19 protein-coding genes are annotated in these 24,068 nt (G+C 72.5%); 9 read left to right on the top strand and 10 right to left on the bottom strand.

Annotated features, from left to right (window positions below):
- The first annotated feature begins 135 nt into the window (after nucleotides 1-135).
- Both ACFV0O_RS25735 and ACFV0O_RS25740 read left to right on the top strand, forming a co-directional pair.
- A complete protein-coding gene (locus ACFV0O_RS25735; RefSeq protein ID WP_380345661.1) occupies nucleotides 136-504 on the top strand; it encodes a hypothetical protein in 369 nt (122 codons plus the stop codon).
- Between the two features lie 387 nt (nucleotides 505-891).
- On the top strand, nucleotides 892-1,575 hold the full coding sequence (locus tag ACFV0O_RS25740; protein ID WP_380345663.1) for a hypothetical protein: 684 nt from the start codon (nucleotides 892-894) through the stop codon (nucleotides 1,573-1,575).
- A gap of 18 nt (nucleotides 1,576-1,593) precedes the next feature.
- On the opposite strand, the gene ACFV0O_RS25745 is transcribed toward ACFV0O_RS25740, so the two are convergent.
- Together ACFV0O_RS25745 and ACFV0O_RS25750 are read right to left on the bottom strand one after the other, a co-directional pair.
- On the bottom strand, nucleotides 1,594-3,195 hold the full coding sequence (locus tag ACFV0O_RS25745) for an MDR family MFS transporter (RefSeq protein WP_380345665.1): 1,602 nt from the start codon (nucleotides 3,193-3,195) through the stop codon (nucleotides 1,594-1,596).
- Nucleotides 3,196-3,223: 28 nt separating this feature from the next.
- A complete protein-coding gene (locus tag ACFV0O_RS25750) occupies nucleotides 3,224-3,817 on the bottom strand; it encodes an NADPH-dependent FMN reductase (protein ID WP_380345667.1) in 594 nt (197 codons plus the stop codon).
- 175 nt (nucleotides 3,818-3,992) lie between these two features.
- Here ACFV0O_RS25750 and ACFV0O_RS25755 point away from each other — a divergent pair, with 175 nt between their 5' ends.
- Nucleotides 3,993-4,745, top strand: a complete 753-nt coding sequence (locus ACFV0O_RS25755; protein ID WP_380345669.1) for a TetR/AcrR family transcriptional regulator — start codon at nucleotides 3,993-3,995, stop codon at nucleotides 4,743-4,745.
- Between the two features lie 65 nt (nucleotides 4,746-4,810).
- On the opposite strand, the gene ACFV0O_RS25760 is transcribed toward ACFV0O_RS25755, so the two are convergent.
- The 3 genes from ACFV0O_RS25760 to ACFV0O_RS25770 all read right to left on the bottom strand — a co-directional run bounded on the left by ACFV0O_RS25760 (nucleotide 4,811) and on the right by ACFV0O_RS25770 (nucleotide 8,587).
- A complete protein-coding gene (locus ACFV0O_RS25760; protein WP_380345671.1) occupies nucleotides 4,811-5,677 on the bottom strand; it encodes an EamA family transporter in 867 nt (288 codons plus the stop codon).
- A gap of 343 nt (nucleotides 5,678-6,020) precedes the next feature.
- A complete protein-coding gene (locus tag ACFV0O_RS25765; protein WP_380345673.1) occupies nucleotides 6,021-7,994 on the bottom strand; it encodes a ricin-type beta-trefoil lectin domain protein in 1,974 nt (657 codons plus the stop codon).
- 143 nt (nucleotides 7,995-8,137) lie between these two features.
- Nucleotides 8,138-8,587 (bottom strand): ATP-binding protein, encoded by a 450-nt coding sequence (locus tag ACFV0O_RS25770; RefSeq protein WP_380345675.1) that lies wholly within the window; start codon nucleotides 8,585-8,587, stop codon nucleotides 8,138-8,140.
- Nucleotides 8,588-8,747: 160 nt separating this feature from the next.
- On the opposite strand from ACFV0O_RS25770, the gene ACFV0O_RS25775 reads away from it, so the two are divergent.
- From ACFV0O_RS25775 to ACFV0O_RS25785, 3 genes are all read left to right on the top strand, one after another.
- Entirely contained in the window at nucleotides 8,748-9,560 is an 813-nt protein-coding gene (locus tag ACFV0O_RS25775; protein ID WP_380345677.1) for a helix-turn-helix domain-containing protein, read from the top strand.
- Nucleotides 9,557-9,757 (top strand): DUF397 domain-containing protein, encoded by a 201-nt coding sequence (locus ACFV0O_RS25780; RefSeq protein WP_380345678.1) that lies wholly within the window; start codon nucleotides 9,557-9,559, stop codon nucleotides 9,755-9,757. Before ACFV0O_RS25775 ends, ACFV0O_RS25780 begins: the two co-directional genes overlap by 4 nt.
- A gap of 213 nt (nucleotides 9,758-9,970) precedes the next feature.
- Nucleotides 9,971-10,825, top strand: coding sequence for a hypothetical protein (locus ACFV0O_RS25785; RefSeq protein ID WP_380345680.1), 855 nt, complete (start codon nucleotides 9,971-9,973; stop codon nucleotides 10,823-10,825).
- Nucleotides 10,826-11,100: 275 nt separating this feature from the next.
- Here the strand turns inward: ACFV0O_RS25785 and ACFV0O_RS25790 are convergent, their stop codons facing one another.
- The 4 genes from ACFV0O_RS25790 to ACFV0O_RS25805 all read right to left on the bottom strand — a co-directional run bounded on the left by ACFV0O_RS25790 (nucleotide 11,101) and on the right by ACFV0O_RS25805 (nucleotide 16,023).
- Nucleotides 11,101-11,646 carry an ATP-binding protein gene (locus ACFV0O_RS25790; protein WP_380345682.1) on the bottom strand — a complete coding sequence of 182 codons (546 nt, stop codon included), beginning with the start codon at nucleotides 11,644-11,646 and terminating at the stop codon, nucleotides 11,101-11,103.
- 139 nt (nucleotides 11,647-11,785) lie between these two features.
- Nucleotides 11,786-13,009, bottom strand: a complete 1,224-nt coding sequence (locus ACFV0O_RS25795) for an Ig-like domain-containing protein (protein ID WP_380345684.1) — start codon at nucleotides 13,007-13,009, stop codon at nucleotides 11,786-11,788.
- A gap of 249 nt (nucleotides 13,010-13,258) precedes the next feature.
- Nucleotides 13,259-14,515: an Ig-like domain-containing protein gene (locus ACFV0O_RS25800; protein ID WP_380345686.1), complete on the bottom strand. Its 1,257-nt coding sequence runs from the start codon at nucleotides 14,513-14,515 to the stop codon at nucleotides 13,259-13,261.
- 254 nt (nucleotides 14,516-14,769) lie between these two features.
- Nucleotides 14,770-16,023, bottom strand: coding sequence for an Ig-like domain-containing protein (locus ACFV0O_RS25805; protein ID WP_380345688.1), 1,254 nt, complete (start codon nucleotides 16,021-16,023; stop codon nucleotides 14,770-14,772).
- Nucleotides 16,024-16,306: 283 nt separating this feature from the next.
- Here ACFV0O_RS25805 and glgX point away from each other — a divergent pair, with 283 nt between their 5' ends.
- Entirely contained in the window at nucleotides 16,307-18,526 is a 2,220-nt protein-coding gene (gene glgX, locus ACFV0O_RS25810) for a glycogen debranching protein GlgX (RefSeq protein WP_380345690.1), read from the top strand.
- A gap of 67 nt (nucleotides 18,527-18,593) precedes the next feature.
- On the opposite strand, the gene ACFV0O_RS25815 is transcribed toward glgX, so the two are convergent.
- On the bottom strand, nucleotides 18,594-20,027 hold the full coding sequence (locus ACFV0O_RS25815; RefSeq protein ID WP_380345692.1) for a family 2B encapsulin nanocompartment shell protein: 1,434 nt from the start codon (nucleotides 20,025-20,027) through the stop codon (nucleotides 18,594-18,596).
- A gap of 232 nt (nucleotides 20,028-20,259) precedes the next feature.
- Between ACFV0O_RS25815 and ACFV0O_RS25820 the strand changes: the two genes are divergently transcribed.
- Both ACFV0O_RS25820 and ACFV0O_RS25825 read left to right on the top strand, forming a co-directional pair.
- A complete protein-coding gene (locus ACFV0O_RS25820) occupies nucleotides 20,260-22,143 on the top strand; it encodes an ABC transporter ATP-binding protein (RefSeq protein ID WP_380345694.1) in 1,884 nt (627 codons plus the stop codon).
- Nucleotides 22,140-23,987, top strand: a complete 1,848-nt coding sequence (locus ACFV0O_RS25825; protein WP_380345696.1) for an ABC transporter ATP-binding protein — start codon at nucleotides 22,140-22,142, stop codon at nucleotides 23,985-23,987. Before ACFV0O_RS25820 ends, ACFV0O_RS25825 begins: the two co-directional genes overlap by 4 nt.
- The last annotated feature ends 81 nt before the right edge of the window (nucleotides 23,988-24,068 follow it).

Raw genomic sequence — 24,068 nt, forward strand, 5'->3', positions numbered from 1 at the left:
CGCCCTCCCGTGGGGCGGGGGGGGTCTCTGCTGGGCGCGTGGCGCGGGGGCGCCGTCCCCCGGCCCCCCGCCCCCCGCGGGGAGGCCCGGTGGCCGGGGGCGGGGGCGCCCGCCCCGCCCCCCGACGTGAGCGGCGTGACGGTGCCCGCCCCGGCGCCCGGCGGCGTGTCGATCGGCGCGATGACCGGTGGGGCGGTCGCCACCGGCGAGGACGCGACGGCCGTCGACGCCTCGGTCCGCCTCGACGCGTCCGGCCGTGAACTGCTCGCCGCCGTCCGCGAGTTGCGCGGACACCTGCCGATGTTCACCCGGGTCGAGGGCAACGGCGTGGCCGAGGTGGAAGAGGAGCTGGACGCCGTCGGCACCGCGCTCGAACAGACCGGCACCGCCCCGCGCACCCGGCTGGAACGGCTCCGCGACCTCCTCCGGAGCTCGGGCACGGCGGTGTCCGGGCTCGCCTCCGCGCTGGCGGTCGTGCAGGCGATCGAGCAGTTCCTGCCCTGAGCGGAGTCGCCGGTCGACGAGCAGCGGGCGGCAAAACAGCGGGCGACAAGCACCCGGGCCGCAGGCACCGGGTGGCAGGCGGGCATCGGGCATCGGGCATCGGGCACCAGGGTCGACGGGGGAGCGGGAATGGCGGGCACGTACTGGGACAAGAACCGGCAGCAGTGGGTCACCCGGCCGCCGGCGGGCCGGGAGGCTCCGCCGACTCCCCCGTCGCCGACGACGCCCCCACCGCCGTCGTTCCCGCCTCCGTCGTTCCCGCCCCCGTCGTTCCCGCCCTCGGCTCCGCTTCCGCCTCCGCCTCCGGGTGAACCCCCGCTGATCACGGCACCGCGCGGCCCCCGGCCCGAGCGTCCGCCGACGCCCGGGGCCCGACGGCGCCGGCGGGTGCTGGTGGCCGCCCTCGCCGGGGTGCTCCTCGGCGCACTCGCGGGCGGCGGCGGGTACCTCCTGACCCGGCACGAGGACGGGGGCGGGCCGGCCACCGCGGCGACCCCGCCGGTCACCCCGGCGACCACCGCCCCCGGCTCCGGGTCCGCCTCGGCCGCCCCTTCCCCCGCGGCCACGGAGTCCCCTTCCCCCGCGCCCACCACCCCGGCGCCCGCGCCGACCCCCACCGGGCCGCACCTCAACCGGGTCCAGGACCCGAACGGATTCACCCTCCTCGTCCCGGACGGCTGGCAGCGGGATGAGGAGAACAACTCCACGTTCTACCGGACCCCGGACCAGCACAGCCTGGTCCAGGTGTACTCGATGCAGGCCGAGCCCCCGTACGAGATGGCCGTCGCCACCGACGCGGACCTGGTCAAGAGGAAGCTGCCGGGCTACAGCCGCATCCGGCTGGAGCAGACCGCCGGCGGCACCGCCGAGCTGGAGTACGCCTACGACAACGCCGAGACCGGCACCCGCCGGCGAGCCGTCGACCACATCCTCGTCGGCCCGGACGGCGTCGCCTACTCAATCATCGTGGCCGGGCCCGAGGACGACTGGCCCGCCCTGCTCCAGGGCCTCCGGGAGGCCGAGCTCACCGGCTTCTGCTTCACCGCCCGGTGCCCCGCGGGCACCGGCTGACCCGGGCCGCCCGAGGGGCTACGCCGCCCCCACCCGGGCCCCGACCCCGCCGCCGGCCGGGTCGGCGTCCGCCGCCGCCGGTTGCGGGCGGGCCAGGCAGGCCACCGCGGTCGCCACCGCCGCCAGGGCCGCACCGCCCGCCACCGCGCCGTGCAGGCCCGCCGTCACGGCCGTGCCGACGGCGTCGCGGGTGGCGGCGGGCAGGCCCGCCAGTGCGGCCGGGGTGAGGTGGCCGCCACCGGTGAGGGCGGCGGCGTCGGCCGGGCCGAGGTGCCGGGTGAGCGAGCCGGTCAGGCGGGCCGTGTAGACCGCGCCGAGGCCGGCCATGCCGAGGGAGCCGCCGATGCTGCGGAGCAGGGTGACCACGCCCATCGCGGCGCCCATGTCCCGACGGGGCACGGCGCCCATCGAGGTCAGCAGGGTGCTCTGCATCAGCAGGCCGAGGCCGGTCCCGGCGACGGCGGTCAGGCCGGAGGCGAGCGCGACCGGGGTGTCGGTGCCGAGGAGCAGCAGCAGCGCCGACCCGGCGAGCACCAGCGCCCCGCCCAGCAGCGGGTAACGCCGCTCGCCGCCCGGCCGGGCCATCACCCGCCCGGTCACCAGTTGGGCGCCCATCATGCCGAGCATCAGCGGCAGCAGGAGCAGGCCGCCGGTGGTGGATGAGGCGCCCTGGACGAGCTGCAGGTACTGCGGCAGGCAGCCGATCAGGGCGAGCATCACCGCGCCGGTGAGGAGGCCGAGGACCTGGGCCACCGTGAAGTTGCGGCTGCGGAACAGCGCGGGCGGGACCAACGGCCCGGGGGCGCGCCGCTCGACCCGGGCGAACCAGCCGAGCGCCACCAGCGCCACCACGGCCGTCCCGAGGATCCAGGGGGACGTCCAGGCGTACGTGGTGCCGCCCCAGCTGCCGACCAGGGTGAGCGCGAGGATGCCGGTGGTCAGCAGGACGACCCCGGCCAGGTCGAAGGGTGCCCGCACGCGGTCGGTCCGCAGCCGCACCCCGACGCCCACCGCGAGCAGCGCGAACAGCCCGACTGGCAGGTTGACGTAGAACGCCCAGCGCCAGCTGAGCCGGTCGGTGAGGAATCCGCCGAGCAGCGGCCCACCCACGAAGGCGACCGGCATCAGCACGCCGATCACCGACTGCGTCCGCCCCCGGTCGGACGCCGGCACGAGCACCCCGATCACCGAGAGCGCGCCGACCATCAGTCCGCCCGCACCGACCCCCTGCAGGGCCCGGAAGGCGATCAGCTCACCCATCCCCCGCGCCAGCCCGGACAGGACCGAGCCGGCCAGGAACACCACCACCGCCCACTGGTAGGCGCCCTTGCGGCCGTACAGGTCGCCGAGCCGGCCCCAGAGCGGGGTGGCGGCGGCGGAGGTGAGCAGGTAGGCGGTGACCACCCAGGAGAGGTGCGCCAGTCCGCCGAGGTCGCCGACGATGGTCGGCAGCGCGGTGCCGACGATCTGCCCGTCGAGGGCCGAGAGGAAGAAGCCGAGCATCAGCCCGATCACGCCGAGCAGCGGCGGCTTGGTCTGCTCCTCGGCGGCCGGCTCCGGCCCGGGCCCCGATCCGGGGTCCGTGCCCCTGCCCGCGCCTGCGTCCGTGTCCGTGGTCATGGTCGTCCGCCCCCCGCCGCCGGCCGGCTCAGGCCGCGAACGGGCGGGTCTGCCGGGCGTCGCGCAGCGCGTGCGCCCACCAGGCCAGTTGGTCGAGCATGGTCTTGGCGGCGGCGTCGGCGGCCGGGTCGAGGGCCTTGCCGTCGGCGTCGAAGCACTGGGCGGCGCCGTGGAAGCTGACCGTGTTGCGGATCGTCGCCGCGTTCAGCTCGGCCAGGACCACCCGCAGCTGCTCGACGGCCCGGAGGCCGCCGGAGAGGCCGCCGTAGGAGACGAAGGCGACCGGCTTGCCGTGCCACTGCCGGTTGTGCCAGTCGATGGCGTTCTTCAGCGGGGCCGGGAAGCTGTGGTTGTACTCGGGGGTGACGATCACGAAGGCGTCGGCGGCCTCCAGCCGGGGGGACACGGCGGCCAGCAGGTCGGCGTCGCCCGGGGGCAGTTCGCCGCCGAAGGACGGGAAGGCGGTCGGCAGCGGGGTCTCCACCAGGTCGACCAGGTCGACGGCCGCGTCGCCGCGGGCGTCGAGGTGGCCGAGCAGCCAGTCGGCGACGACCGGGCCGAAGCGGCCGTCGCGGGTGCTGCCGACGATGACCGCGATCTTCAGGTGCTGCTCCGTGGACATGGGGGTCCCCCTCCGGGATGCGATGGACGGCACGCCGATGTGTACGGCGTATTCGACAGATACAACGTACACACGGTCGCGTACATCGTCCACTGTGGATACGCCGTACACTCCAGATACGCCGTACACGCCGAAGTGGTACGGTGGGGCCACCCAGACGGAAGGAGCCCGCCCCGTGCCCGCTCAGCAGGCCCCCGCCGGGGACACCCCCGCCGACGACGACAAGCCCCAGGTCTCGCTCTGGGAACGCCTCGCCCGCCCGGCCCCCGCGCCGCGCACCACGCTGACCCCGCAGCGGATCGCCGAGGCCGCGGTCGCCCTCGCCGATGCCGAGGGCCTGGACGCCGTCACCATGCGCCGCCTGGCCGGCGCGCTCGGCGTCGCCCCGATGGCCGCCTACCGGTACGTCTCCGGCAAGGACGAACTCATCGAGCTGATGGTCGACTTCGTGTACGGCCGGCTCCCCCTGGACGAACCGGCCGACGGCTGGCGGGACGCCATGCGCTCACTGGCCGTGCACCTGCGGGCGATGCACCTGGCGCACCCGTGGAGCGTCCGGGCAGCCACCCCGTTCGCCCTCGGGCCCAACCAACTCGCCGTCCCGGAACGCGCGTTCGCGGTACTGGCCGAGCACGGCCTGGACGCCGACACCACCATGGCGGTCTTCCGCACCGTGACCGGCTACGTGCACGGCTCGGTCGCCGCCGAGGTCACCCTGGAGAACCTCCGCCGCGAGCGCGGCTGGTCCGACGGCGACCAGACCCGGGCCGGACTCGCCCCCCGGATGAGCTGGCTGATGAGCACCGGCCGCTACCCCCGCTACCAGCGCTACCTGCACGAGGCCACCCGCAAGGACGACGCCGACTGGCAGTTCGGGACCGGCCTCGACTGCGTCCTCGACGGCATCGCCGCCCACTTCGGCATCTGAGGCCCGGCCGGGCACCGGGCGCGGGAGCCGCCGGACCGCCCGGCCTCCCGCGCACCGGCGGCCGCTCAGCCCCGGCGGCGGGCCGGGAGCGCGAGGCAGGCCAGCCCGCCGGCCAGGACGGCGAGACCGCACCAGGAGACGGCGGGCAGCCGCTCCCCCAGTGCCAGCACTCCGAGCACGGCGGCCACGGCAGGTTCGGCGAGGGTCAGCGTGGTGGCCGTCTGCGCGCTGGTGTGCCGCAGGCCGTAGCCGAACATCCGGTACGCGAGGTAGGTGGTGACCACGGCGAGGTGCAGCACGACCCCCGCGCCCCGCACCGAGAGCAGCCACCCGACCGGCCCGAGGAGCAGGACCGGCAGCACCAGCAGCGCCGCTCCGCCGAACATCGCCCCCATCACCCCGCCGGACGGGCGCCCCGCCGCGATCAGCCGCCCGCCGATCAGCGAGTACCCGGCGTACGAGAGCCCGGAGAGCGCCGCCAGCAGCACCCCGAGCGGGTCCACCGCCGCACCGCCGCCGGAGAGTTCGGGCCCCAGCACCAGCACCGCGCAGCCAAGCACGGCCAGCGCCGTGGCCCCGGCCCACCGCCCGCCGGGCCGCCCCTGCCGGGCGAGCCACCCGAGCAGCCCGGTGAACACCGGCGCGCTGCCCAGTGCGATCACCGTCGCCACCGCGACGCCCGTACGGTGCACCGCCGGGTAGAAGGTCACCGGATACCCGGCCACCGCGACCGCACCGGCCGCGAGCAGCCACCGCTCGCGCGCCCCGCACCGCCGGGGCAGCGCCCAGGCGGTGCGGTCGGTGAGGAACAACAACAGCCCGCCGAGCACCAGCCCGGCCGCCCCGATCCCGGCCGCCGGGGCGCCGCCGGGCGCCAGCGAACTGACGGTCCCGGTGGTGCCCCAGAGAACGGCGGCGATCAGGATCGGCACCGCGCCGCCGCGCGGGCGGACGGGGCGGGGAGCCGTGGGAACGGAGCGGGCAGGCGAGGACAAACGATTCGGCACAGTCGTGTACTTCCGTCGTCGAAGACCGTCAGAGGAGAGGTTCCGAGAACGGGCGCACGCCATCAGCCCACGGCGGCCTCACGACGGCCGAGCCGGGGCGAAGGGGATCAAGCCACCTACGCGCGCGCCCGATCAGGCGCTGAGCGGCGGCAGCACGACGTGCCAGTACAGCTTCACGAACCCGATGCTACTCGGGCCGGGAGGTTCGGCTTCGCGGGACGTCGGCCGGGCCGACTTCCCGCGCGCCAGGAGAGGCCGATCAGAGGAGTCAGAGGAGTTGGAAGGTCCACTCCTGCTTCCAACCGCCCTCACAGGTCCACACCCCGAGCTGCTTGAAGTCGGAGTCGTGGGTGAGGCAGTCGTCGTCGCCGATCCGGATCCGGTACTTCCCGCCGCCGACGCTCACGAACTGCCACTTCTGGTTGGAGGTGTCGCCCCACGCCTGCTGCTCGGCGACATAGGTCGCCGGGTTCTCGGTGAGGTTGTACCCGAGGTCGTTGACGATCCGGTAGCGGTCCCCGCCCAGCGACTTGATCGTCCAGGTCGAGCCCTTGTACCCGAGGATCCCGCCGATGATCGGCGAACCCCAGCTCGCGGTCTCGTTGGGTGCCGACGCGCCCAGCCCGTTGGACAGCTTCAGGAACAGCGGCCGCTCGGTCGGAACGCCGGAACCGCCACCGCCGGTCGTCGGGGGATTCGTGGGCTTCGGCTTCGTCGGCGTGGTCGGGTCGGTCGGCGTGATCACACCGCCGGAGAAGCCCTCCAGCACCCACTCCTGCTGCCAGCCCGACTTGCACGTCCACACGCCGAGCTGCTTGAAGTCGGCGTCGTGGGCGAGGCAGTCGTCCCCGGAGATCCGGATCTGGTACTTGCCGTTGCCGACTGCGACGAGCTGCCACTTCTGCTGGGAGGAGTTGCTCCACGGCTGGAGTTCGGCCATGTAGTTGGCGTTCTCGGTGAGTTCCAGCCCGTAGGAGCTGGTGATCCGGTAGCGGCCGCCGCCCACCGGGGTGAGCTTCCACTTGGATTCGCTGCCACCCCGGATCCCGGGGACGACCGACGCGCCGGCGGAACCGCTGACCGGAACGGCGCCCAGCCCGTTGTCGAGCTTGAGGGTCACGTCGGCGCCGTTGGCGGGCGTGGTCGGGTTGGTGGTCGGCGGGGTGCCGCCCCAGGCCCAGTTCTGGTTGGGCGCGTCCCGCTTGTCCTCGGAGCCACAGCCCCAGGCCACCACCGGGCTGCCGTTGGCGGTCTGGCCGCTGTAGTCGTCGATGCAGACGTCCTTGGACCGGTCCTCCTGGTCCACCAGGTGCCGGAAACCGCCACTGGCCGACATGTTCCAGCGCTGCCCGGGGTTGTCCAGGCAGTCCCAGACCTGGAGCTTGGTCCCGCTCGCGGTGTTGTTGGCCGGCAGGTCCAGGCACTTGCCGTTGGCCGCCTGGAGCCGGTACCCGTTGTAGGTCCACTTCTGCGCGTCGCCGCCGTTGCACTCCCACATCTGTACGGGGGTGCCGTTCGCGGTGCCGTTGCCGCTGACGTCCAGGCAGGCGTGGTAGCCGGGGCGGCCGGAGTCGGGAGTCAGGCTGCCGGTCCTGGTGCCGTAGCCGGATCGCCCGGGGAAGTGGATGGTGCGCACGTCACCGTCGCACTTATAGGGCCGCGCGGTGCCCGACCGGCAGGTCCACGAGTCCTTCTTGACGCTGTCGCCGTCGTTGCCGACGAACGCCCAGTTCATGAAGCCGCCGTCGGTCCGGTTGCGGAACGTCGAGTCCCCCTGGAAGACCCAGATCCGGAACACGTCGTAGCCGGAGGGATCCTTCTTCTCCTTGTCCAGGAAATGATTGAGCTTGTAGGTGGTGTCGAGCAGCACCCCCTTCATGTCGGCCTTGTACTCGCCCTTGAACCACTCGGTGTCGTACAGGTCGGTGCCCACCGTCTTGTACACCATGACGTTGAACCCCGGGAACTTCTGGCTCAACTTCGTCGCGGTGCTCTGGGTGAACTCCGCGTTGTCCAGCTTGTTGCTGTTCGCGGCGTTGCGCATGCCCCTGATCATGTCGAAGGCCGAATTGATCAGCGCGGTCATGCAGTTGCCGCCGCCCGGCGAGGCCGGGGTTCCGCAGGTCGTGTCCACGGGAGGCGCCGCCGACGCCGTCGGGGCCTGCACGGCCAGGCCGCCGAACACGGCGACTGCGGCGACCCCGCAGGCCAGGGCGCGTTTCAGGCGGGACAGGGGTTCCACGTCAAAACCATCCTTCTTCTCGGTAAAGCTGGATGGTAGGACCCGAAATCCCGCCGCATCGCGGCCGTTGACGATATCCATATGGCCCGAACGAAAAGCCCTGACACTTCTTTACGCGCCTCCCCGGAAGCGCCTCACGGTTATCACGAATTGATATCTCCTGAAGCGCTCCCCGCAGGCGCGGGGAGGGCGATTTCGAACCATACGGTTTTGCCGACGAAGCCCTCGCCGCGCGGGTGGGCACCCCAGGAGGTGGCGAGGGCTGCGACGAGTTCGAGGCCTCGGCCGGACTCGTCGTCGAGGGCTGCCCGGCGCAGGGCCGGGAGCTCGGGGCTGGCGTCGGAGACCTCGATGCGGAGCACGGAGCAGGTGGGGAGAAGGAGGCGGACGCCGATCAGCCGGTCGCGCGGGGCGCGGGCGTGGCGGCAGGCGTTGGTGACGAGTTCGCTCAGGAGGATCAGGGCGATCTCGGTGGACTCGATCGGCACCTCCCACGTGAGGGCCTGCCGCAGCAGACGGAGGCGGGCACGGCCGGCGCTGCGGGGGAGTCGGGGGAACATCCACTCGACGGCATCGACGGGCTGAGTGTTCATCGGAGTCCTTGGGGGTGTACGGAAGGCTTCACTCACAAGGGCTGAGTTCGGCCATTTCACCCTTCAAGAGTCGGGAGCCGGACCTACCCTCAGTAGTCACACCGTTGGTACAGCGTGAGAGTCGACCGCTGGACGACCAGGGACGATGAGGGGGTTCGGGATGACCACGCCGAAGCAGAACCCGATGGCCTGGAAGTACTGCGGCGATCAGGTCAAGCGGTGGCGGGAGCAAGCCGGGGTCACCCGCGAGCAGTTGTGCCAGGCTGCGAGCTACGACTACGAGAGCGTGCGGTCGATGGAGGCGGGGAGGCGGAAGCCGTCGCTCAAGTTGCTCACCGTCGCCGATGAGTTGTGCGACGCGAGGGGGATGCTGCTGGCGGCGACCGACTTCCTGAAGCCGGAGAAGTTCCCGTCCTACTCGCAGGGCTACACGCATGCCGAAGCTGATGCCATCGCGATCCACACATACGAAGCCCTGCTCATCCCGGGATTGCTCCAGACCGAGGAGTACGCCCGCGAGCTGATCAGCCACGCCTGTCCACCCCTGGACAACGAGACGGTTGAAGTCCGCGTCGCGGGCCGAATGCAACGCCAGGAGAAGCTGACAAGCTCACCGCCAGTGCTGTTCGGGTTCGTGATCTACGAAGCAGCGCTGCGCGCAAAGGTCGGCAGTGCGGACCTCATGAAGAGGCAGCTCGCGCACATCGTCGAGATGAGCGACCTACGCAACATCGCAATTCAGGTGCTCCCTGCAAACCGTGCGGCATACGCGGCACTGACCGGCCCCATCATCCTGCTGGAAACCGCAGACCGCGAGCAGTTGGCCTACGTGGAAGGGCATCGAACCGGCGTATTGCATGCCGACCCCGACAAGGTCAACGTGATCACGCAACGACATGGCATGATCCGCATGCAGGCCCTCAGCACTGAGGAGTCCGTGGAGTTCATCGGGAAAGTCTCGGAGGAGCTATGAACGCTGGAACCGAGTGGTTCAAGTCGAGTTACAGCAACGACGAGGGCGGCGCCTGCGTCGAGATCGCCCCTTCCCCCACCGCCGTCCACGTCCGGGACTCCAAGGACAAGGCCGGCCCGACCCTCACCTTCTCTCCCGCCGCCTGGTCCGCCTTCGTCGCCTTCGCCGCCGAAGCTCAAGCCGCCGAGTCCGAGTGATCCCTTGGTGGAATGGGTGGGCAACCACCTTCCAACCACCCCTGCACGCAGCAGATATGACTATTCGTCACCAGTTCACCAGGGCCCGTCGCGCCGTGTAGCGTGCCCGTAACGAATCAACCCCCGGCCGGTGCGCCAACACCGAGCGGGGGTCTGACCACCCCGATCGACGAAGGACTCGATCCTGTGGCTACCCACGACTCTACCTTCCCCATGGCCTCGCCCGGATACGGCAAGCAGTCCGCCCCGGGGCAACTTCCCCCGGCGGCCGACGACTTCGCGCACCTCCCGGTCCGCGAGGCGTACCTCGCCGGCCTGATCGACCACCTCCCCGACGGCGCCGCCATGGACGTCAAGACGCTCGCCGCCTACCAGCCGCTCTTCGGGCAGATGGCGGTCCGTACGGCCCTCAACAGGCTCTCCACCGCCGGTCACCTGCGCCGCGTCCGCGAGCGCGTGAACGCCGACCGTCCCCAGTGGGTGTTCCGCACCTACTTCTCCCGGACGCCTCGCAGCGACGCCTGGTGGAACCACTTCCTCGCCACCGGCGAGGCGGGCGAGTCAACGGAAAACGCACCCGATCCCCCGGAGGAGCGAAGCGCCACCGCGCCCTCCCCGGTGTCCCCCGCCTACGCCGCCCTCGCCGGCCTCGGCATCGCGGACACCCGTCTCGCCCTCTCCGCCGCCGACTGTGCCGCCCTCGAACCGCTCGCCGCCGAGTGGCTGGCCCGGGACGTCACCCCCGCCCTCTTCACGGCGGCCCTCACCGCAGGGCTGCCGACGCCGGTCCACAGCCCGGTGGCCTTCACGCGCCGTCGCCTGCTCGACAAGATGCCCCCGGAACGCCCCGCGCCGGCCGCCCGGGCCACCCGCATCCCCGAGTGCACCGAGTGCCGCACCCCGTGCCGCCCCCAGGCCCTTCCGGGTGGCCTCTGCAGCGCCTGCCGCTCCCCCGGCGGCATCAACCGGGCGGCACCGCCTCCGTCCCGCCTCTCCCCCGTCTCGGTCCACCGCCACGCTGCCCGGATCCGTGCGGAACTGAGGACGGCCGCGCGCCAAGGATCATGAATATTCACAGGTATCAGCGTTAACCTATGCAAAATCCAAAGGTGAACTAGGTTACAAACCTTGGATTCCCAGTCACCCGGTTTGCCCACATGCTGAGATTCGTGCAATAGTCAAGGCATCGAACTTCGGCGGGCCCGACCTGGCACTGCCGACGCCCATCGCGCGGCACGCACCCCCTTGGCCGGCGCGATGACTTGCACGGGCCCCCACCCGCCGGACCACGGCGAATTCGGGGGCCCTGCGCGTATCCGGGGACAAGCCCCGGACAGCACGCCTCAGTGCCGCTCGCGCACCTTGAGCTCGAACCAGACTCCCTTGCCCCGCGGCAGCAGGTCCGCACCCCAGCGGTCGGAGAGGTCGTCGACGATCTTCAGCCCGCGGCCCCGCTCGTTCACCGGCCTCGGCTCGGCCAGGATCATGCAGGGCAGCGCCCGGGAGGAGTCCCGGACCTCGACCCGAAGCCAGCCCGGCTTGCGGCTGACGTGCAGGCCGATGGTGCGGCCGGCGGCGTGCCGCACCGCGTTGGCCACCAGCTCGCCGGTGAGCAACTCACCCGCCTCCAGGTGCTGGTGGAGGTCCCAGGACTCCAGGACGGACAGCACCAGCCGACGGGCGACCGGGCCCGACTCCGGCCGGGACGGCAGCCGCACCTCGCTCGGCGCGGACTGGTCGCGCAGTCTGCCGGAGTACATCTCCTCCAGCTCCTCGGAGCTGAGCCGTTCCAGCGCCGAGAGCGCTCCCTGGACGTCGATCCAGGACGCCTCGGCGACCCGGCCGACCCCGGGAACTGATGACTGATCTGTTTCGCCCCAACCCGCCATGCGGACCATCATTGCGGAACGCAAGCAGCCGCGTACGGACAATGAGCAAACGATCTCGGCCGAGTCGGCATATGCCGGGTGCAAGCGGGGGTCACCCCGGGTCGACGTACGTCAAGCCCGAGTTGACCCCCGAGCCGTCCTACCAGGAACTCCACGGCACGTTCCAGCCACTCAGCCCGTTCGACGGGTCGAGCGTCTCCTTCTTGATGGAGTTCTTGACGGTCACCACATCTCCGACGAGCGAGCCGGCGTAGAACTTGCCCATCGAGCTGGAGTCGCTGCCGCCCTCGGCGTCCTTGAGCCCGACACAGCCGTGGCTGACGTTGTCTCCGCCGAAAATGCTGTTCTTGGCCCACCAGTTGCCGTGCACATAGGTGCCGCTGGTGGTCAGCCGCATCGAGTGCGGCACCTGGAGGTCGTAGGGCGCGCCGGTCATGCCGGGCAGGGTGCTGGACTGCATCCGCACCGTGCCCTCCTTGGACATGATGACCATGGTGCCGTTCCAGGTCGGGTGGTCGTCCGAGCCCGAGGTGATGTCGATGTCGGAGCTCTGCCCGCCCGAGACGACCGTCATCCTGTGCTCGGCGGCGTCAACCGTCGAGATCTGGGATCGCCCGATCGTGAAGGGCTCGTCCCGGTCCGAGCCGCCGTAGACGCCCGGAGCGATCTCCACGCTCTTCAGCCGGTAGTGCACGTTCACCTTGGTGCCCGGCTTCCAGTAGCCCTCGGGACGGAAGTCCACCCGGCGGTCGCCGAACCAGTGACCCTTCACCACGGTGCCGTTGTCGGTCTCGAAGGTGATGCCCTTGGCGACCGCTTCCTTGTTCTTGACGTCCTTGGTGAACTCCACCGAGACGATCATGCCGACGCCGTACGTCGCGTTGTTGTCGACGTTGTCGGAAGCCTTGGCCTGGACCTCCGGCGTCAGCGTGGTGAAGCTGCTGTCCGCCTCGGCGACCGCGCCGTCGGCGTCCGCCGCCATCGCGCTGACCTGGTAGGCGGTGCCCACCGAGAGGCCGGTCGACGGGGTCCACGAGGAGCCGTCGGCGGAGATCGTGCCGGGCACCTCCTTGCCCGACTTGTCGCTCACCTTGACGGTGGTGAGCTTGCCGCCGGTCGCACCGACCTTCAGCGCGTTCGGCGCCACGTCCACCGAGCCGGCCTTGGGCTCGATGCTCACGGCCGCCTTCGAGACCTTCGGCGCCGCGCCGGTGGGTGCCGCCGCGGGCTTGGAGGCGCCCGCACCGGCCCCCAGGTCGGCCTTGGCCGCGCTGCCGTCCCCGCCGCCACCGCCGCAGGCGGCCGTCAGCGCCATCGCCCCGCCGACCAGGCCCGCGGTCACCACTCTGCGTATCGACCTCACGCCGATCCCCTCCTCGGACATCCCCGAACTCCCCGGAACTCCCCGTGGATCCGATCCGCGACGGGCCTGCGACGGACCTGCGACGGACCCGGCCGGGCGCGAGCACCCGGCCACCGGAAAGGTTGCGCCATGCGCGGGGCTCCTCGCCCCGAAAACCGGAGCGGCCCGACCCCAACGGGTGAGGATCGGACCGCTCCGTGAGAACTCACCGGAGCGCCCGGACTGACCGGGCCGACCTCCGGGTAGGGCCTACCAGTTGGCCCAGGCCAGGTTCCAGCCGCCGAGCCCGTTGTCGGGGGCGACGGTCTTCTCCTTGCTGTTCACGATCTTGACGACGTCGCCGACCATCGAGTCGTTGAAGAACTTGCCCGCCACCGAGCTGTCGCTGCCGCCCTTGACGTCCTGCATCGACACGCAGCCGTGGCTGGCGTTGGTCTTGCCGAACGGGCTGGCCCAGTAGTTGCCGTGCACGAAGGTGCCGGAGGTGGTCAGCCGCATCGCGTGCGGCACGTCCTGGATGTCGTACTCGCCGCCGAGACCGACGGTCTGCGAGTTCATCCGGGTGACCTTCTCCTTGGACATGATCACCATGGCCCCGCTCCAGGACGGCGTGGCGTCCGCGCCCAGGGTGACCGGCACGGTGGTGGTCTGGCCACCCCGCTCGATGGTCATCTGGTGGGACTTGGCGTCCGCGGTGGCGACCTGCGAGCGGCCGATGGTGAACGGCTCGTCCTTGTCCACGTCGCCGTAGACGCCCGGGGAGACCTCGACGTTCTTCAGCCGGTACTTGACGGTCACCTTGGTGTCCGGCGCCCAGTACTGCTCCGGGCGGAAGTCCACCCGCTTGTCGCCGAACCAGTGCCCCTTGACCACGGTGCCGTTGTTGGTCTCGAAGCTGATGCCCTGGACGACGGCGTCCTTGTTCTTGACCGGCTTGTTGAACTCCACCGAGACGATCATGCCGACGCCGTAGGTGGCGCCGTCGCTGATGTTGTCGTTGGTGGAGATCTTCTTGTCCGGCGTCAGGGTGGTGAACGAGGTGGTGGACGCGGCCACCAGGCCCTCGGCGTCCTTGGCCTGCGCGTTCACCTTGTACGCCATGCCGACGGTGAGTGCCGCCGCCGGCTTCCAGCCGCTGCCGTCCGGGGTGATCGCACCCGTGACCGGCTTGCCGTCCTTGTCGGTCACCTCGACCGTCGTGAGCTTGCCGTTGGCGACGGACACCTGCAGCCCGGAGGGCTGGACGTCCTGCGCGCCGTCCTTCGGCTCGACGGAGATCACCGCCGCCGAGGTCTTGGGCGTCCCCGAACCGCCCGAACCGCCCGCGTCCGCCGAGGCCGACGTGCCGGCCGCGTTGCCGCCGCCGGAGCCCCCCGAGCCGCCCTTGTCGTCGTTGCACGCCGCGGTGAGCAGCAGCACCCCGCCCATGACCAACGCCATCGCCCCCCTGCGCCCGTAGCGGCTGGTGGTACGTATCGCGGCGCCGGCCGTCTTACCCGTCTTCACGGTTTGTCCCCTCCCGGTATCCACTCTCTTGACGCGTTGAGTGCCCCCATGAGTTGCACCGGGCGCCGATCTTTCGCGCCGGACTGCGGACGCGTCGGAGCAGGATAACCGGGCCGTTCGAACGGATTTGCAGGGGTGTCGAACAGAACCGGGTGAAGCCGGGGTGAACCGGGCGTGAAGGGCGGTCCGGGGGGGTGCCGGGGCGCTGCCGGGGGTGTCCCGGGGAGTGCCGGCAGCCGGATCCTGTCCGGGGCCTAGCGCAGAGCGCCGCCGGCCACCCACTGGTCCCAGGGCACGTTCCAGCCGTTCAGCCCGTTCTGCGGCGGCACGAGGTCCCCGGTCGAGGCCCGCACCTCCACCACGTCCCCCGGGACGGTGTGCTCGAACAGCCAGCCCGCCGGGGTGTCCTTGCTGGCGCCGCCCTTGGCGTCGACCAGGCCGATGCAGCCGTGGCTGGTGTTGGCGGTGCCGAACGCCGCCGGGTCCGCCCAGTAGTTGCCGTGCAGGAAGGTGCCGGAGGTGGTCAGCCGCATCGCGTGCGGCACGTCCTTGATGTCGTACTCGTCGCCCATGCCGACGGTCTGCGAGTTCATCCGGGTCACCTGGTACTTCTCCGACACCACCATCACCCCCCGGTAGGTGGAGTGCTCGGGACTGCCCCCGGAGACCTTGAGCACCCGGACCACCCTGCCGCCCTGGCCCGCCCGGACGGTCAGGGTGTGCGCGTCCAGGTCCACGGTGGAGACCTGGGCCCGGCCGACGGTGAAGCGCAGGTCCCGGTTCTGGGTGCCGAACTCGCCCGGTGCGCCCTGGACGTCCTTCAGCCGCAGCGCCACCGAGACCCTGGTGCCGGCCGTCCAGTACTGCCGCGGGCGGAAGTCCAGCCGCTGGTTGCCGAACCAGTGCGCGGCCACCGGCACCGGCGGGTCGGCGGTGACCCGGAGGGCCCGCTCCACCGCCGCCCGGTCGGCGATCGGACGGCTGAAGCGCAGCGAGACCGGCATGCCGACGCCGACCGTGGAGCCGTCCTCCGGGGTGAAGAAGGCGACGAAGGTGTGCGCCCGGGCCACCGTCGAGAAGTCCGTGTGCTGGGCGGCCCGCTGGCCGTCGTCGTCCTCGGCGACGGCGTCCAGGGTGAACGCGGTGCCCAGCGGCAGCGGCCCGTCGGGCGCCCAGCCGGCACCGTCCGGGGCGATCGATCCGGGCACCTCCGTGCCCTTGGCGTCGGCCAGCCGGACCGACACCAGCCGGCCCTGCGCGGCGCTCACCCGCACCGCGCCCTCCGGCTGCACGTCCACGGCGCCGTCGGCCGGCAGCGTGGTGACGACTGCCCGGGACGGCGGCGGGGGCGCGGTGTACGCCCCGGACCCCGCCCCCGCCTCCACCGCGTCCACCGCGTCCCCGGGCGGCCCCGCCGGGGACGCCCCGCCACCACACCCCGTGAGGACCGCCAGGCAGCAGGCCACCGCCGCCGCGCCCCGCGCCCACACCCGTCCTCGGCGCCGCATCCCGGGGCCTCCCCACCGTTCGTGTCCGACGTCCGGAACAACGACGGCCGCGGACGGGGGGACACGCACGCCGGCACGGAACGCCCGCACCCCGGGCGCGCGGGGCGACGGGCCGTGCGCCTGCCCCGCCCCGCACCCGCCCTCCCGGGAGCCCCCGCCCCCGGGCCCGCCCCCCTGCCCGCCATCCGCCGGTAAGCCCCCGTTCAGCGGCTTCCGATCTGCGCAATCCGGGAATGAGGAAGTGAACGGGGTCCGGGACACCCCGCCCAGGGAGGGTACGGCCATGGCGTCAGGTCAGGAGCTGGAAGCCGGGGTACGGCCGGACGGCGGCCCGCACACCGCCGAGCCACCGCGGCCCGGCAGCTGGCAGCCACTCGGCGCCCGCTTCCACACCGACCGGCTCGGCCACCGCGGAACCAACTTCGCGCTCTGGGCGGCCGGCGCCGAGGCCGTCGAGCTGTGCCTCTTCGACGAGGACGGCCGGGAGAGCCGGCACCGCCTCGGCGAACAGGACTTCCAGGTCTGGCACGGCTTCCTGCCCGGTGTCGGCCCCGGCACCCGCTACGGCTTCCGGGTGCACGGCCGGTGGGACCCGTGGACCGGCGCCCGCTGGAATCCGGCCAAGCTGCTGCTGGACCCGTACGCCCGCGCCGTGGACGGCTGTTACACCTCGCACGACGCCGCCTGCGCCGCCGTCCGCAACTGGCCGGAGGCGGACGTCGCCGACACCGTGCGGGACAACCGCGACTCCGCCCCCTACGTGCCCAGGGCCGTGGTCGTCCACGACGACGACGACTGGTACGACGACCACCGCCCCAAGACACCGTGGGCCGAGACGGTGCTCTACGAACTGCACGTGCGCGGCTTCACCATGCGCCACCCCGACATCCCCCCGCACCTGCGCGGCACCTACGCCGGCCTCGCCCACCCCGCCGCGATCGCCCACCTCACCCGCCTCGGGGTGACCGCCGTCGAGCTGCTGCCGGTCCACCAGTACGCCAGCGAGGACCACCTGCAGGCCCGCGGCCTGGTCAACTACTGGGGCTACAACACGGTCGGCTACTTCGCCCCGCACGCCGGCTACTCCTCCGCCGGCTCGCGCGGCGGCCAGGTCGGCGAGTTCAAGCGGATGGTCCGCGCCCTGCACGCCGCCGGGATCGAGGTGATCCTGGACGTGGTGTTCAACCACACCGCCGAGGGCGGCGCACTCGGCCCGATGCTGTCGCTGCGCGGCATCGACAACGCCGCCTACTACCGCCTCCCGCCGAACCGCCCGCGCGCCTACGCCGACTACACCGGCTGCGGCAACACCCTGGACACCCGCCACCCGCAGGTGATCCGGCTGGTCACCGACTCGCTGCGCTACTGGGTCGCCGAGATGGGCGTGGACGGCTTCCGCTTCGACCTCGCCGCCGCCCTCGCCCGCGGCGGCCCCGCCGGCGACGGCGTGGACATGGACCACCCCTTCCTCACCGCCGTCGCCCAGGACCCGCTGCTCAGCCGGGTGAAGCTGATCGCCGAACCCTGGGACGTCGGCCCGGGCGGCTACCAGGTCGGCGGCTTCCCCCCGCTGTGGGCCGAGTGGAACGACAAGTACCGCGACACCGTACGGGACTTCTGGCGCGGCGCCCGCCCGGACGTGCGCGAGCTCGGCTACCGCCTGTCCGGCTCCTCCGACCTCTACCAGCGCGGCGGCCGGCGCCCGTACGCCTCCGTGAACTACGTGACCGCGCACGACGGTTTCACCCTGCGCGACCTGGTCTCCTACGACCGCAAGCACAACGAGGCCAACGGCGAGGCCAACCGGGACGGCACCGAGGACAACCGCTCCTGGAACCACGGCGCCGAGGGCGAGACCGCCGACGGCGCGGTCAACGCGCTGCGGCTGCGCCAACTGCGCAACCTGACGGCCACCCTGCTGCTCTCCGCCGGCGTCCCGATGCTCACCGCCGGGGACGAACTGGGCCGCACCCAGGGCGGCAACAACAACGCCTACTGCCAGGACAACGAGGTCAGCTGGCTGGACTGGTCGCTGCTGGCGGAGCCCGGCTGGCGGGAGCTGTGCGACCTGACCGCCCGGCTGGTCCGGCTGCGCCGCGCCCACCCGGTGCTGCGGCAGCGGGCGTTCTTCTCCGGCCGGGCCGCCACCCCCGGCGGCCAGCCCGACCTGGCCTGGTTCACCCCGCTGGGCAAGGAGATGACCGAGGCCGACTGGTTCGCGCCGACCGCCTGCCTCGGCATGCTGCTGTCCGGCACCGCGATGTCCGAACGGGACGACGCCGGACGGCCGTTGCGGGACGACAGCTTCCTGCTGCTGCTCAACGCGGGCCACCGGGCCACGGCATTCACCCTGCCCGGCGAGCCCTGGGCGGCGCCGGAGGCCGCCTACGAGACGGTGATCGACACGGCCGACGCGGGCGCGGTCGGACCGCACCCGCAGGGCATCGTCGTCCTGGACGGGCGCTCGCTGCACCTTCTGCGCGCGCCCGCCCCGGGCGCCTGACCCGGGCCCGGCCCGGGACCCGACGCGGCGGCCCGGGCCGTGCCGGCCGCCGCCTGCCGGGGCGGCGTCAGCCCCGGGCGTGCCCGAGCTCGACGTTCTCCAGCACGCCGATCGCGTCCGGCACCAGCACCGCCGCGGAGTAGTAGGTGCTGACCAGGTAGGAGGCGATCGCCGTCTCGTCGATGCCCATGAACCGGACGTTCAGACCCGGCTCGACCTCGTCCGGGATACCGATCTGGGTGAGCCCGACGACACCCTGGTCGTCCTCCCCGACCCGCATCGCGAGGAACGAGGTGGTCTGCCGGTCCGAGACCGGGATCTTGTCGCACGGGAAGATCGGCACCCCGCGCCAGGTCGGCCGCTGCTTGCCGAGCACCTCGACGGTGGCCGGGTGGATGCCGAGCCGGTTGCACTCCCGCCCGAAGGCGGCGATCGCCCGCGGGTGGGCGAACAGGTAGTCGGTGTCTCGGCGCATGCTCAGCAACGCGTCCAGGTCGTCCGGGGTGGGCGCGCCGGAGCGGGTCTGGATCCGCTGGTCGACGTCGGCGTTGCCGAGCAGGCCGAAGTCCGGGTTGTTGACGATCTCGTGCTCCTGCCGCTCGCGCAGGGCCTCGATGGTCAGCCGCAGCTGCTCCTCGGCCTGGTTCATCGGCCGGTTGTAGAGGTCCGCGACCCTGGTGTGCACCTTGAGCACGGTCTGCGCGACGCTCAGCTCGTACTCCCGCGGCGTCGACTCGTAGTCCACGAAGGCACCGGGCAGCTCGTACTCGCCCTCGTGGCCCGCCGACAGGCCGATCTCCGCCTCGCCGTGCGCGTTCCGGGCCTGCGCGGCGTCGGCGGCGAAGCCCAGCAGCTGCTCGCGCAGCGAGTCCGAGCGGTCGACCAGCTCCTGGAAGACGGGCCGGGGCAGCGCCATCGCGATGCCGGAGGTCGCCGCCGTCACGGTGTACGGCCAGGTGCCGTCCGGCTCGGTGAGCACCTCGTCGCCGAGGTGGTCGCCGTCGGCGAGGGAGCCGAGCGCCGTCCGCTCGCCGTACTTGCCGGTGCCGGTCCGGTCCACCTTGCCGTGCGCGACCAGGAACACCTCCTCGATCGGATCGCCCTCCCGCACCAGGACGTCGCCGGCCGCGAAGTCCCGCCGCACGAACCGGCGGGCCAGTTCCTCCAGCACCCCGTCGTCCCGGTAGCCGTGCAGGGCCGGCACCTCGCGCAGCGAGGGGGCGATCACGCTCACCGATCCGCCGGCCCCGGCGAAGCTCACCCGGCCGCGTCCGGTGGCGAGGCTGAGACGGCGGTTGACCCGGTAGGTGCCCCCGCTGACCTGGACCCAGGGCAGCATCGTCAGCAGCCAGCGGGAGGTGATCTCCTGCATCTGCGGCTTCGACTTGGTCGTGGTCGCCAGGTTCCGCGCCGCGACCGTGCTGAGGCTGAGCTGGGCCCGCACCCGCACTGTCGCGGCCCCGGGTCCGGGGCCCGGGGTGGGTTCGGTCTCGACCGTCATGTCGGCACTCCTGTCACTCAGGCGTCGATGGGCGTCCCCCCGGGGATTCCATCGGCCGATCGGCCGGGGCTCGCAAGAGGCGCCCAGCGCACTCCTCCCTGCACGAAGCGACGCGCACGCCCTGCTGTTCGCCTCCGCGCCGCCCGCCGGAGTGGCCGGTTCTCGCCCGCGACGCCGACAGGGGCGAAAAACCGGATGAGAAGTGACGGGCTCTCTGCCTACCCTCACCGCGATGGCCGAGAACCGACATGACACCGACAACCCGCCCGTCGACGGGACCGCCCGGGCCGACGATCCCGACGGATCCGACGTACCCGGCGCAGCCACCACGGCCACCGGCCCGACGACCGGACCGCGCCGTTCCACCGTCCGCTCGCTGCTGCGCCTGTGGCCGTACGCGCGCGCCGTCCGCGGCCGACTGGCCGTCTCGGTGACCGCCGCCACGCTCGGCATGCTGAGCACGCTCGCCGTCCCGGTGATCCTCGGCCGGATCGTGGACGGCCCGCTCGCCACGCACGACCTGACCGCCCTGTGGCCCCTGGCCGGCCTGCTGCTGGTCGTGGGCCTCTTCGAGGCCGGACTGTTCTACACCCGCCGGGTGGTGCTGGCCCGCCCGCTCGCCGGGCTGGAGACGGCGATGCGCGGGGACCTCTTCGCCAAGCTCCAGCGGCTGCCGGTCTCCTTCCACGACCGCTGGGGCTCCGGCCAGCTGCTCTCCCGGGCGACCGCCGACATGTACACCATGCGGCTGTTCCTGGCCTTCCCGCTGGTCTTCCTGGTCGTCAACTCGGTGATGTTCCTCGCCGGCACGGTGGTGATGTTCACCCAGGACTGGCGGCTCGCGCTGATCGCCCTGGTGCCCGTCGTCCCGCTGTTCCTGATCACCCGGAGCTTCGAGTCCGGCTACTCCGGCGCCTCCCGCCTCGCCCAGGACCAGAACGGCGACCTCGCCACCGTGGTCGAGGAGTCCGTCCTCGGCATCCGGATCCTCAAGGCCTTCGGCCGCCACCGCTCGATGGCCGAACGCTTCCGGGCCCTCGCCCAGGAGCTGCGCCGCACCGAGCTGCACAAGGCCCACCTGCTCGCCAAGCTCTGGGCCGTCATCATCGGCCTGCCGGAGCTCGCCCTCGGCTGCGCCCTCGCCGCCGGCGCCTACCTGGTCGCCCACGACGAGCTGAGCGCCGGCACCCTGGTCGCCTTCCTGTCCACCGCGCTCGCGCTGCGCTGGCCGGTCGAGTCGCTCGGCTGGCTGCTCGCCTACGCCAACGAGGCCGCCACCGCCACCGACCGCTTCTTCGAGGTGCTGGACGAGCCGGACACCCCGGACCCGGGCACCGCCACCGGGCTCGCCGCCCCCGACGGCATCCGCTTCACCGGCGTCCGCTTCCGCTACCCCGACGCCCCCGGGGACAGCCCCGACCTGCTGGCCGGCATCGACCTGCACGTCCGCAGCGGCGAGACGATGGCCCTGGTCGGCGCCACCGGCAGCGGCAAGACCACGCTCACCGCACTGCTCCCCCGGCTGTACGAGGCCACCGCCGGCACCATCACGCTGGACGGCCGGGACATCCGCGACCTGCCCCGGGAACGGCTGCGCGAACTCGTCGCGGTCGCCTTCGAGGAGCCCACCCTGTTCTCCGCCACCGTCCGGGAGAACGTCCTGATGGGCGCCCCGGGCGCGAGCGGGAAGCAACTGGACTCCGCCCTCGCCACCGCCCAGGCCGGCTTCGTGGACAAGCTCCCCGAGGGTGCGGACACCGAGGTCGGCGAGCAGGGCCTGAGCCTGTCCGGCGGCCAGCGCCAGCGCCTCGCGCTGGCTCGCGCGGTGGTCGGCGACCCGGCCTTCCTGGTGCTGGACGACCCGCTCTCCGCCCTGGACGTGCACACCGAGGCCCTGGTCGAACGGGCGCTGCGCGAGGTCCTCGGCACCACCACCGCCCTGGTGGTCGCCCACCGCCCCAGCACCGTGCTGCTCGCCGACCGGGTCGCGGTCCTGGCGGACGGCCGGATCGAGGCCGTCGGCACCCACCAGGAGCTGCTGCGCGACTGCGCGCACTACCGCGAACTGATGTCCGGCGAGGCCGCCCTCGTGCCCGAAGGAAGTGCAGCCCCGTGACCACGACCGCCGAACCCACGCAGGCCGGTCCCGTCCGGCCCACCGGCGAGGAGCCGCCCCCGCCCCCGGCCGACGAGGAGGACATCCCCGTCCCGCCCGGTGCGCCCCGGGCGCTGCTGCGCTCGCTGCTCGGCCCGCACCGGGCCCGGATCGCCGTCGCGATGGTGGTGATCCTGGTCCAGCAGGCCGCGCTGCAGTCCGGCCCGCTGCTGGTCGCGGTGACGATGGACCGCGCCGTCCCGGCGCTGCGCGCGCACGACTCGGGCCCGCTGGTCGCGGTGATCGCCGCGTACCTCTTCTGCGCCCTGCTCAGCCCGGTGCTGCAGTGGGTGTTCATCAAGATCAGCGCCCGGGTCAACCAGGACATCCTGCTGGAGCTGCGCGGCCGGATCTTCCGGCACGCCCAGCGGCTGAGCCTGGACTTCCACGAGCGCTACACCTCGGGCCGGATCATCTCCCGCGCCACCAGCGACATCGACGCGCTGCGCGAACTGCTCTCCGAGGGCCTGCAGGAGCTGCTGACCGTCCTCCTGTCGGTCTGCTACATCTCGGTGCTGCTGATGGTGCTGGACTGGCGGCTCGGCCTGGTCTCGCTGGTGTCCACCGTGCCGCTGGCGCTGATCGCCCGGTCCTTCCGCAGCCGCTCGCGCCGGGTCTACCGTCGCTCCCGCACCTCGGCCGCCTCGCTGATCGTCCGGTTCACCGAGACGATGAACGGCATCCGCCCGGTGCAGGCCTTCCGCCGCGAGGAGGCCAACGACACGGCGTTCGCCGTGGTCAACCGGCAGTCCGCCACCGCGACCGCGGACGGCCTGCTGGAGATCGCCCGCTACGTCGGCCTCTCCCGGGCCACCGCCAACCTGTGGATCACCGGCGTGGTGCTGTTCGGCGCCTACCTGGCCGTCGAGGACGCGCTGGAGCTGGGCGTGCTCACCGCCTTCGTGCTCTACCTGCGCCGGCTCTACGACCCGATCGACCAGCTGGCGATGTTCCTGAACAGCTACCAGTCGGCCGCCGCGGCGCTGGAGAAGATCGCCGGACTGCTCGCCCACGAGCCGAGCGTCGCGGAGCCCGCCGAGCCGAAGGAGCTGCCCCGGACGGCCGGCCGGGGCCGGGAGGTGTCCTTCGAGCGGACCCGCTTCGCCTACCGCACCGGCAAGGAGGTGCTGCCGCCCTTCGACCTGCTGGTCCCGGCCGGGCAGACGGTCGCGGTGGTCGGCGCGACCGGCGCGGGCAAGTCGACGGTCGCCAAGCTGCTGGCCCGCTTCTACGACCCGACCGACGGCCGGATCCGGCTGGACGGCGTGGACCTGCGCGAGCTGGCCACCCCCGAGCTGCGGCGCGGGGTGGTGATGGTGACCCAGGAGTCCTTCCTGTTCTCCGGCACCGTCGCCGAGAACATCGCGATCGGCCGCCCCGGCGCCGGCCGCGAGGAGGTCGAGCGGGCCGCCCGCGACATCGGCGCGTACGAGTTCATCGCGGCGCTGCCGGACGGCTTCGACACCGACGTGCGCAAGCGCGGCGGCCGGATCTCGGCCGGCCAGCGCCAGCTGGTGGCCTTCGCCCGCGCCCTGCTGGCCGACCCGGCGGTGCTGATCCTGGACGAGGCGACCAGTTCCCTGGACGTTCCGGGCGAGCAGGCCGTCCAGCGGGCGATGCGCACGGTGCTGGCCGGCCGGACGGCGGTGATCATCGCGCACCGGCTCTCCACCGTGGAGATCGCCGACCGCGTCCTGGTGATGGACCAGGGCCGGATCGTGGAGGACGGCTCCCCGCGGGAGCTGATCGACGGCTCCGGCCGCTTCGCCGCGCTCCACCGGGCCTGGCGGGACAGCCTGGTCTAGGCCCGGGCGGGGCCGGCGCCCCGCCCCACGAATGTGCCCGACCGGGTGCGCCGTCACGCACCCGGCCGGGCCGCCCTCCCC

Source organism: Kitasatospora sp. NPDC059577 (assembly GCF_042735475.1).
Lineage (GTDB): Bacteria > Actinomycetota > Actinomycetes > Streptomycetales > Streptomycetaceae > Kitasatospora.

Bases quoted from the DNA above. Each gene is read 5' to 3' on its own strand.
- ACFV0O_RS25745 (WP_380345665.1), bottom strand. From the start codon at position 3,195: ATGACCACGGACACGGACGCAGGCGCGGGCAGGGGCACGGACCCCGGA.
- ACFV0O_RS25750 (WP_380345667.1), bottom strand. From the start codon at position 3,817: ATGTCCACGGAGCAGCACCTGAAGATCGCGGTCATCGTCGGCAGCACC.
- ACFV0O_RS25770 (WP_380345675.1), bottom strand. From the start codon at position 8,587: ATGAACACTCAGCCCGTCGATGCCGTCGAGTGGATGTTCCCCCGACTC.
- ACFV0O_RS25775 (WP_380345677.1), top strand. From the start codon at position 8,748: ATGACCACGCCGAAGCAGAACCCGATGGCCTGGAAGTACTGCGGCGAT.
- ACFV0O_RS25780 (WP_380345678.1), top strand. From the start codon at position 9,557: ATGAACGCTGGAACCGAGTGGTTCAAGTCGAGTTACAGCAACGACGAG.
- ACFV0O_RS25785 (WP_380345680.1), top strand. From the start codon at position 9,971: ATGGCCTCGCCCGGATACGGCAAGCAGTCCGCCCCGGGGCAACTTCCC.
- ACFV0O_RS25790 (WP_380345682.1), bottom strand. From the start codon at position 11,646: ATGGCGGGTTGGGGCGAAACAGATCAGTCATCAGTTCCCGGGGTCGGC.
- ACFV0O_RS25805 (WP_380345688.1), bottom strand. From the start codon at position 16,023: ATGCGGCGCCGAGGACGGGTGTGGGCGCGGGGCGCGGCGGCGGTGGCC.
- glgX (WP_380345690.1), top strand. From the start codon at position 16,307: ATGGCGTCAGGTCAGGAGCTGGAAGCCGGGGTACGGCCGGACGGCGGC.
- ACFV0O_RS25815 (WP_380345692.1), bottom strand. From the start codon at position 20,027: ATGACGGTCGAGACCGAACCCACCCCGGGCCCCGGACCCGGGGCCGCG.
- ACFV0O_RS25820 (WP_380345694.1), top strand. From the start codon at position 20,260: ATGGCCGAGAACCGACATGACACCGACAACCCGCCCGTCGACGGGACC.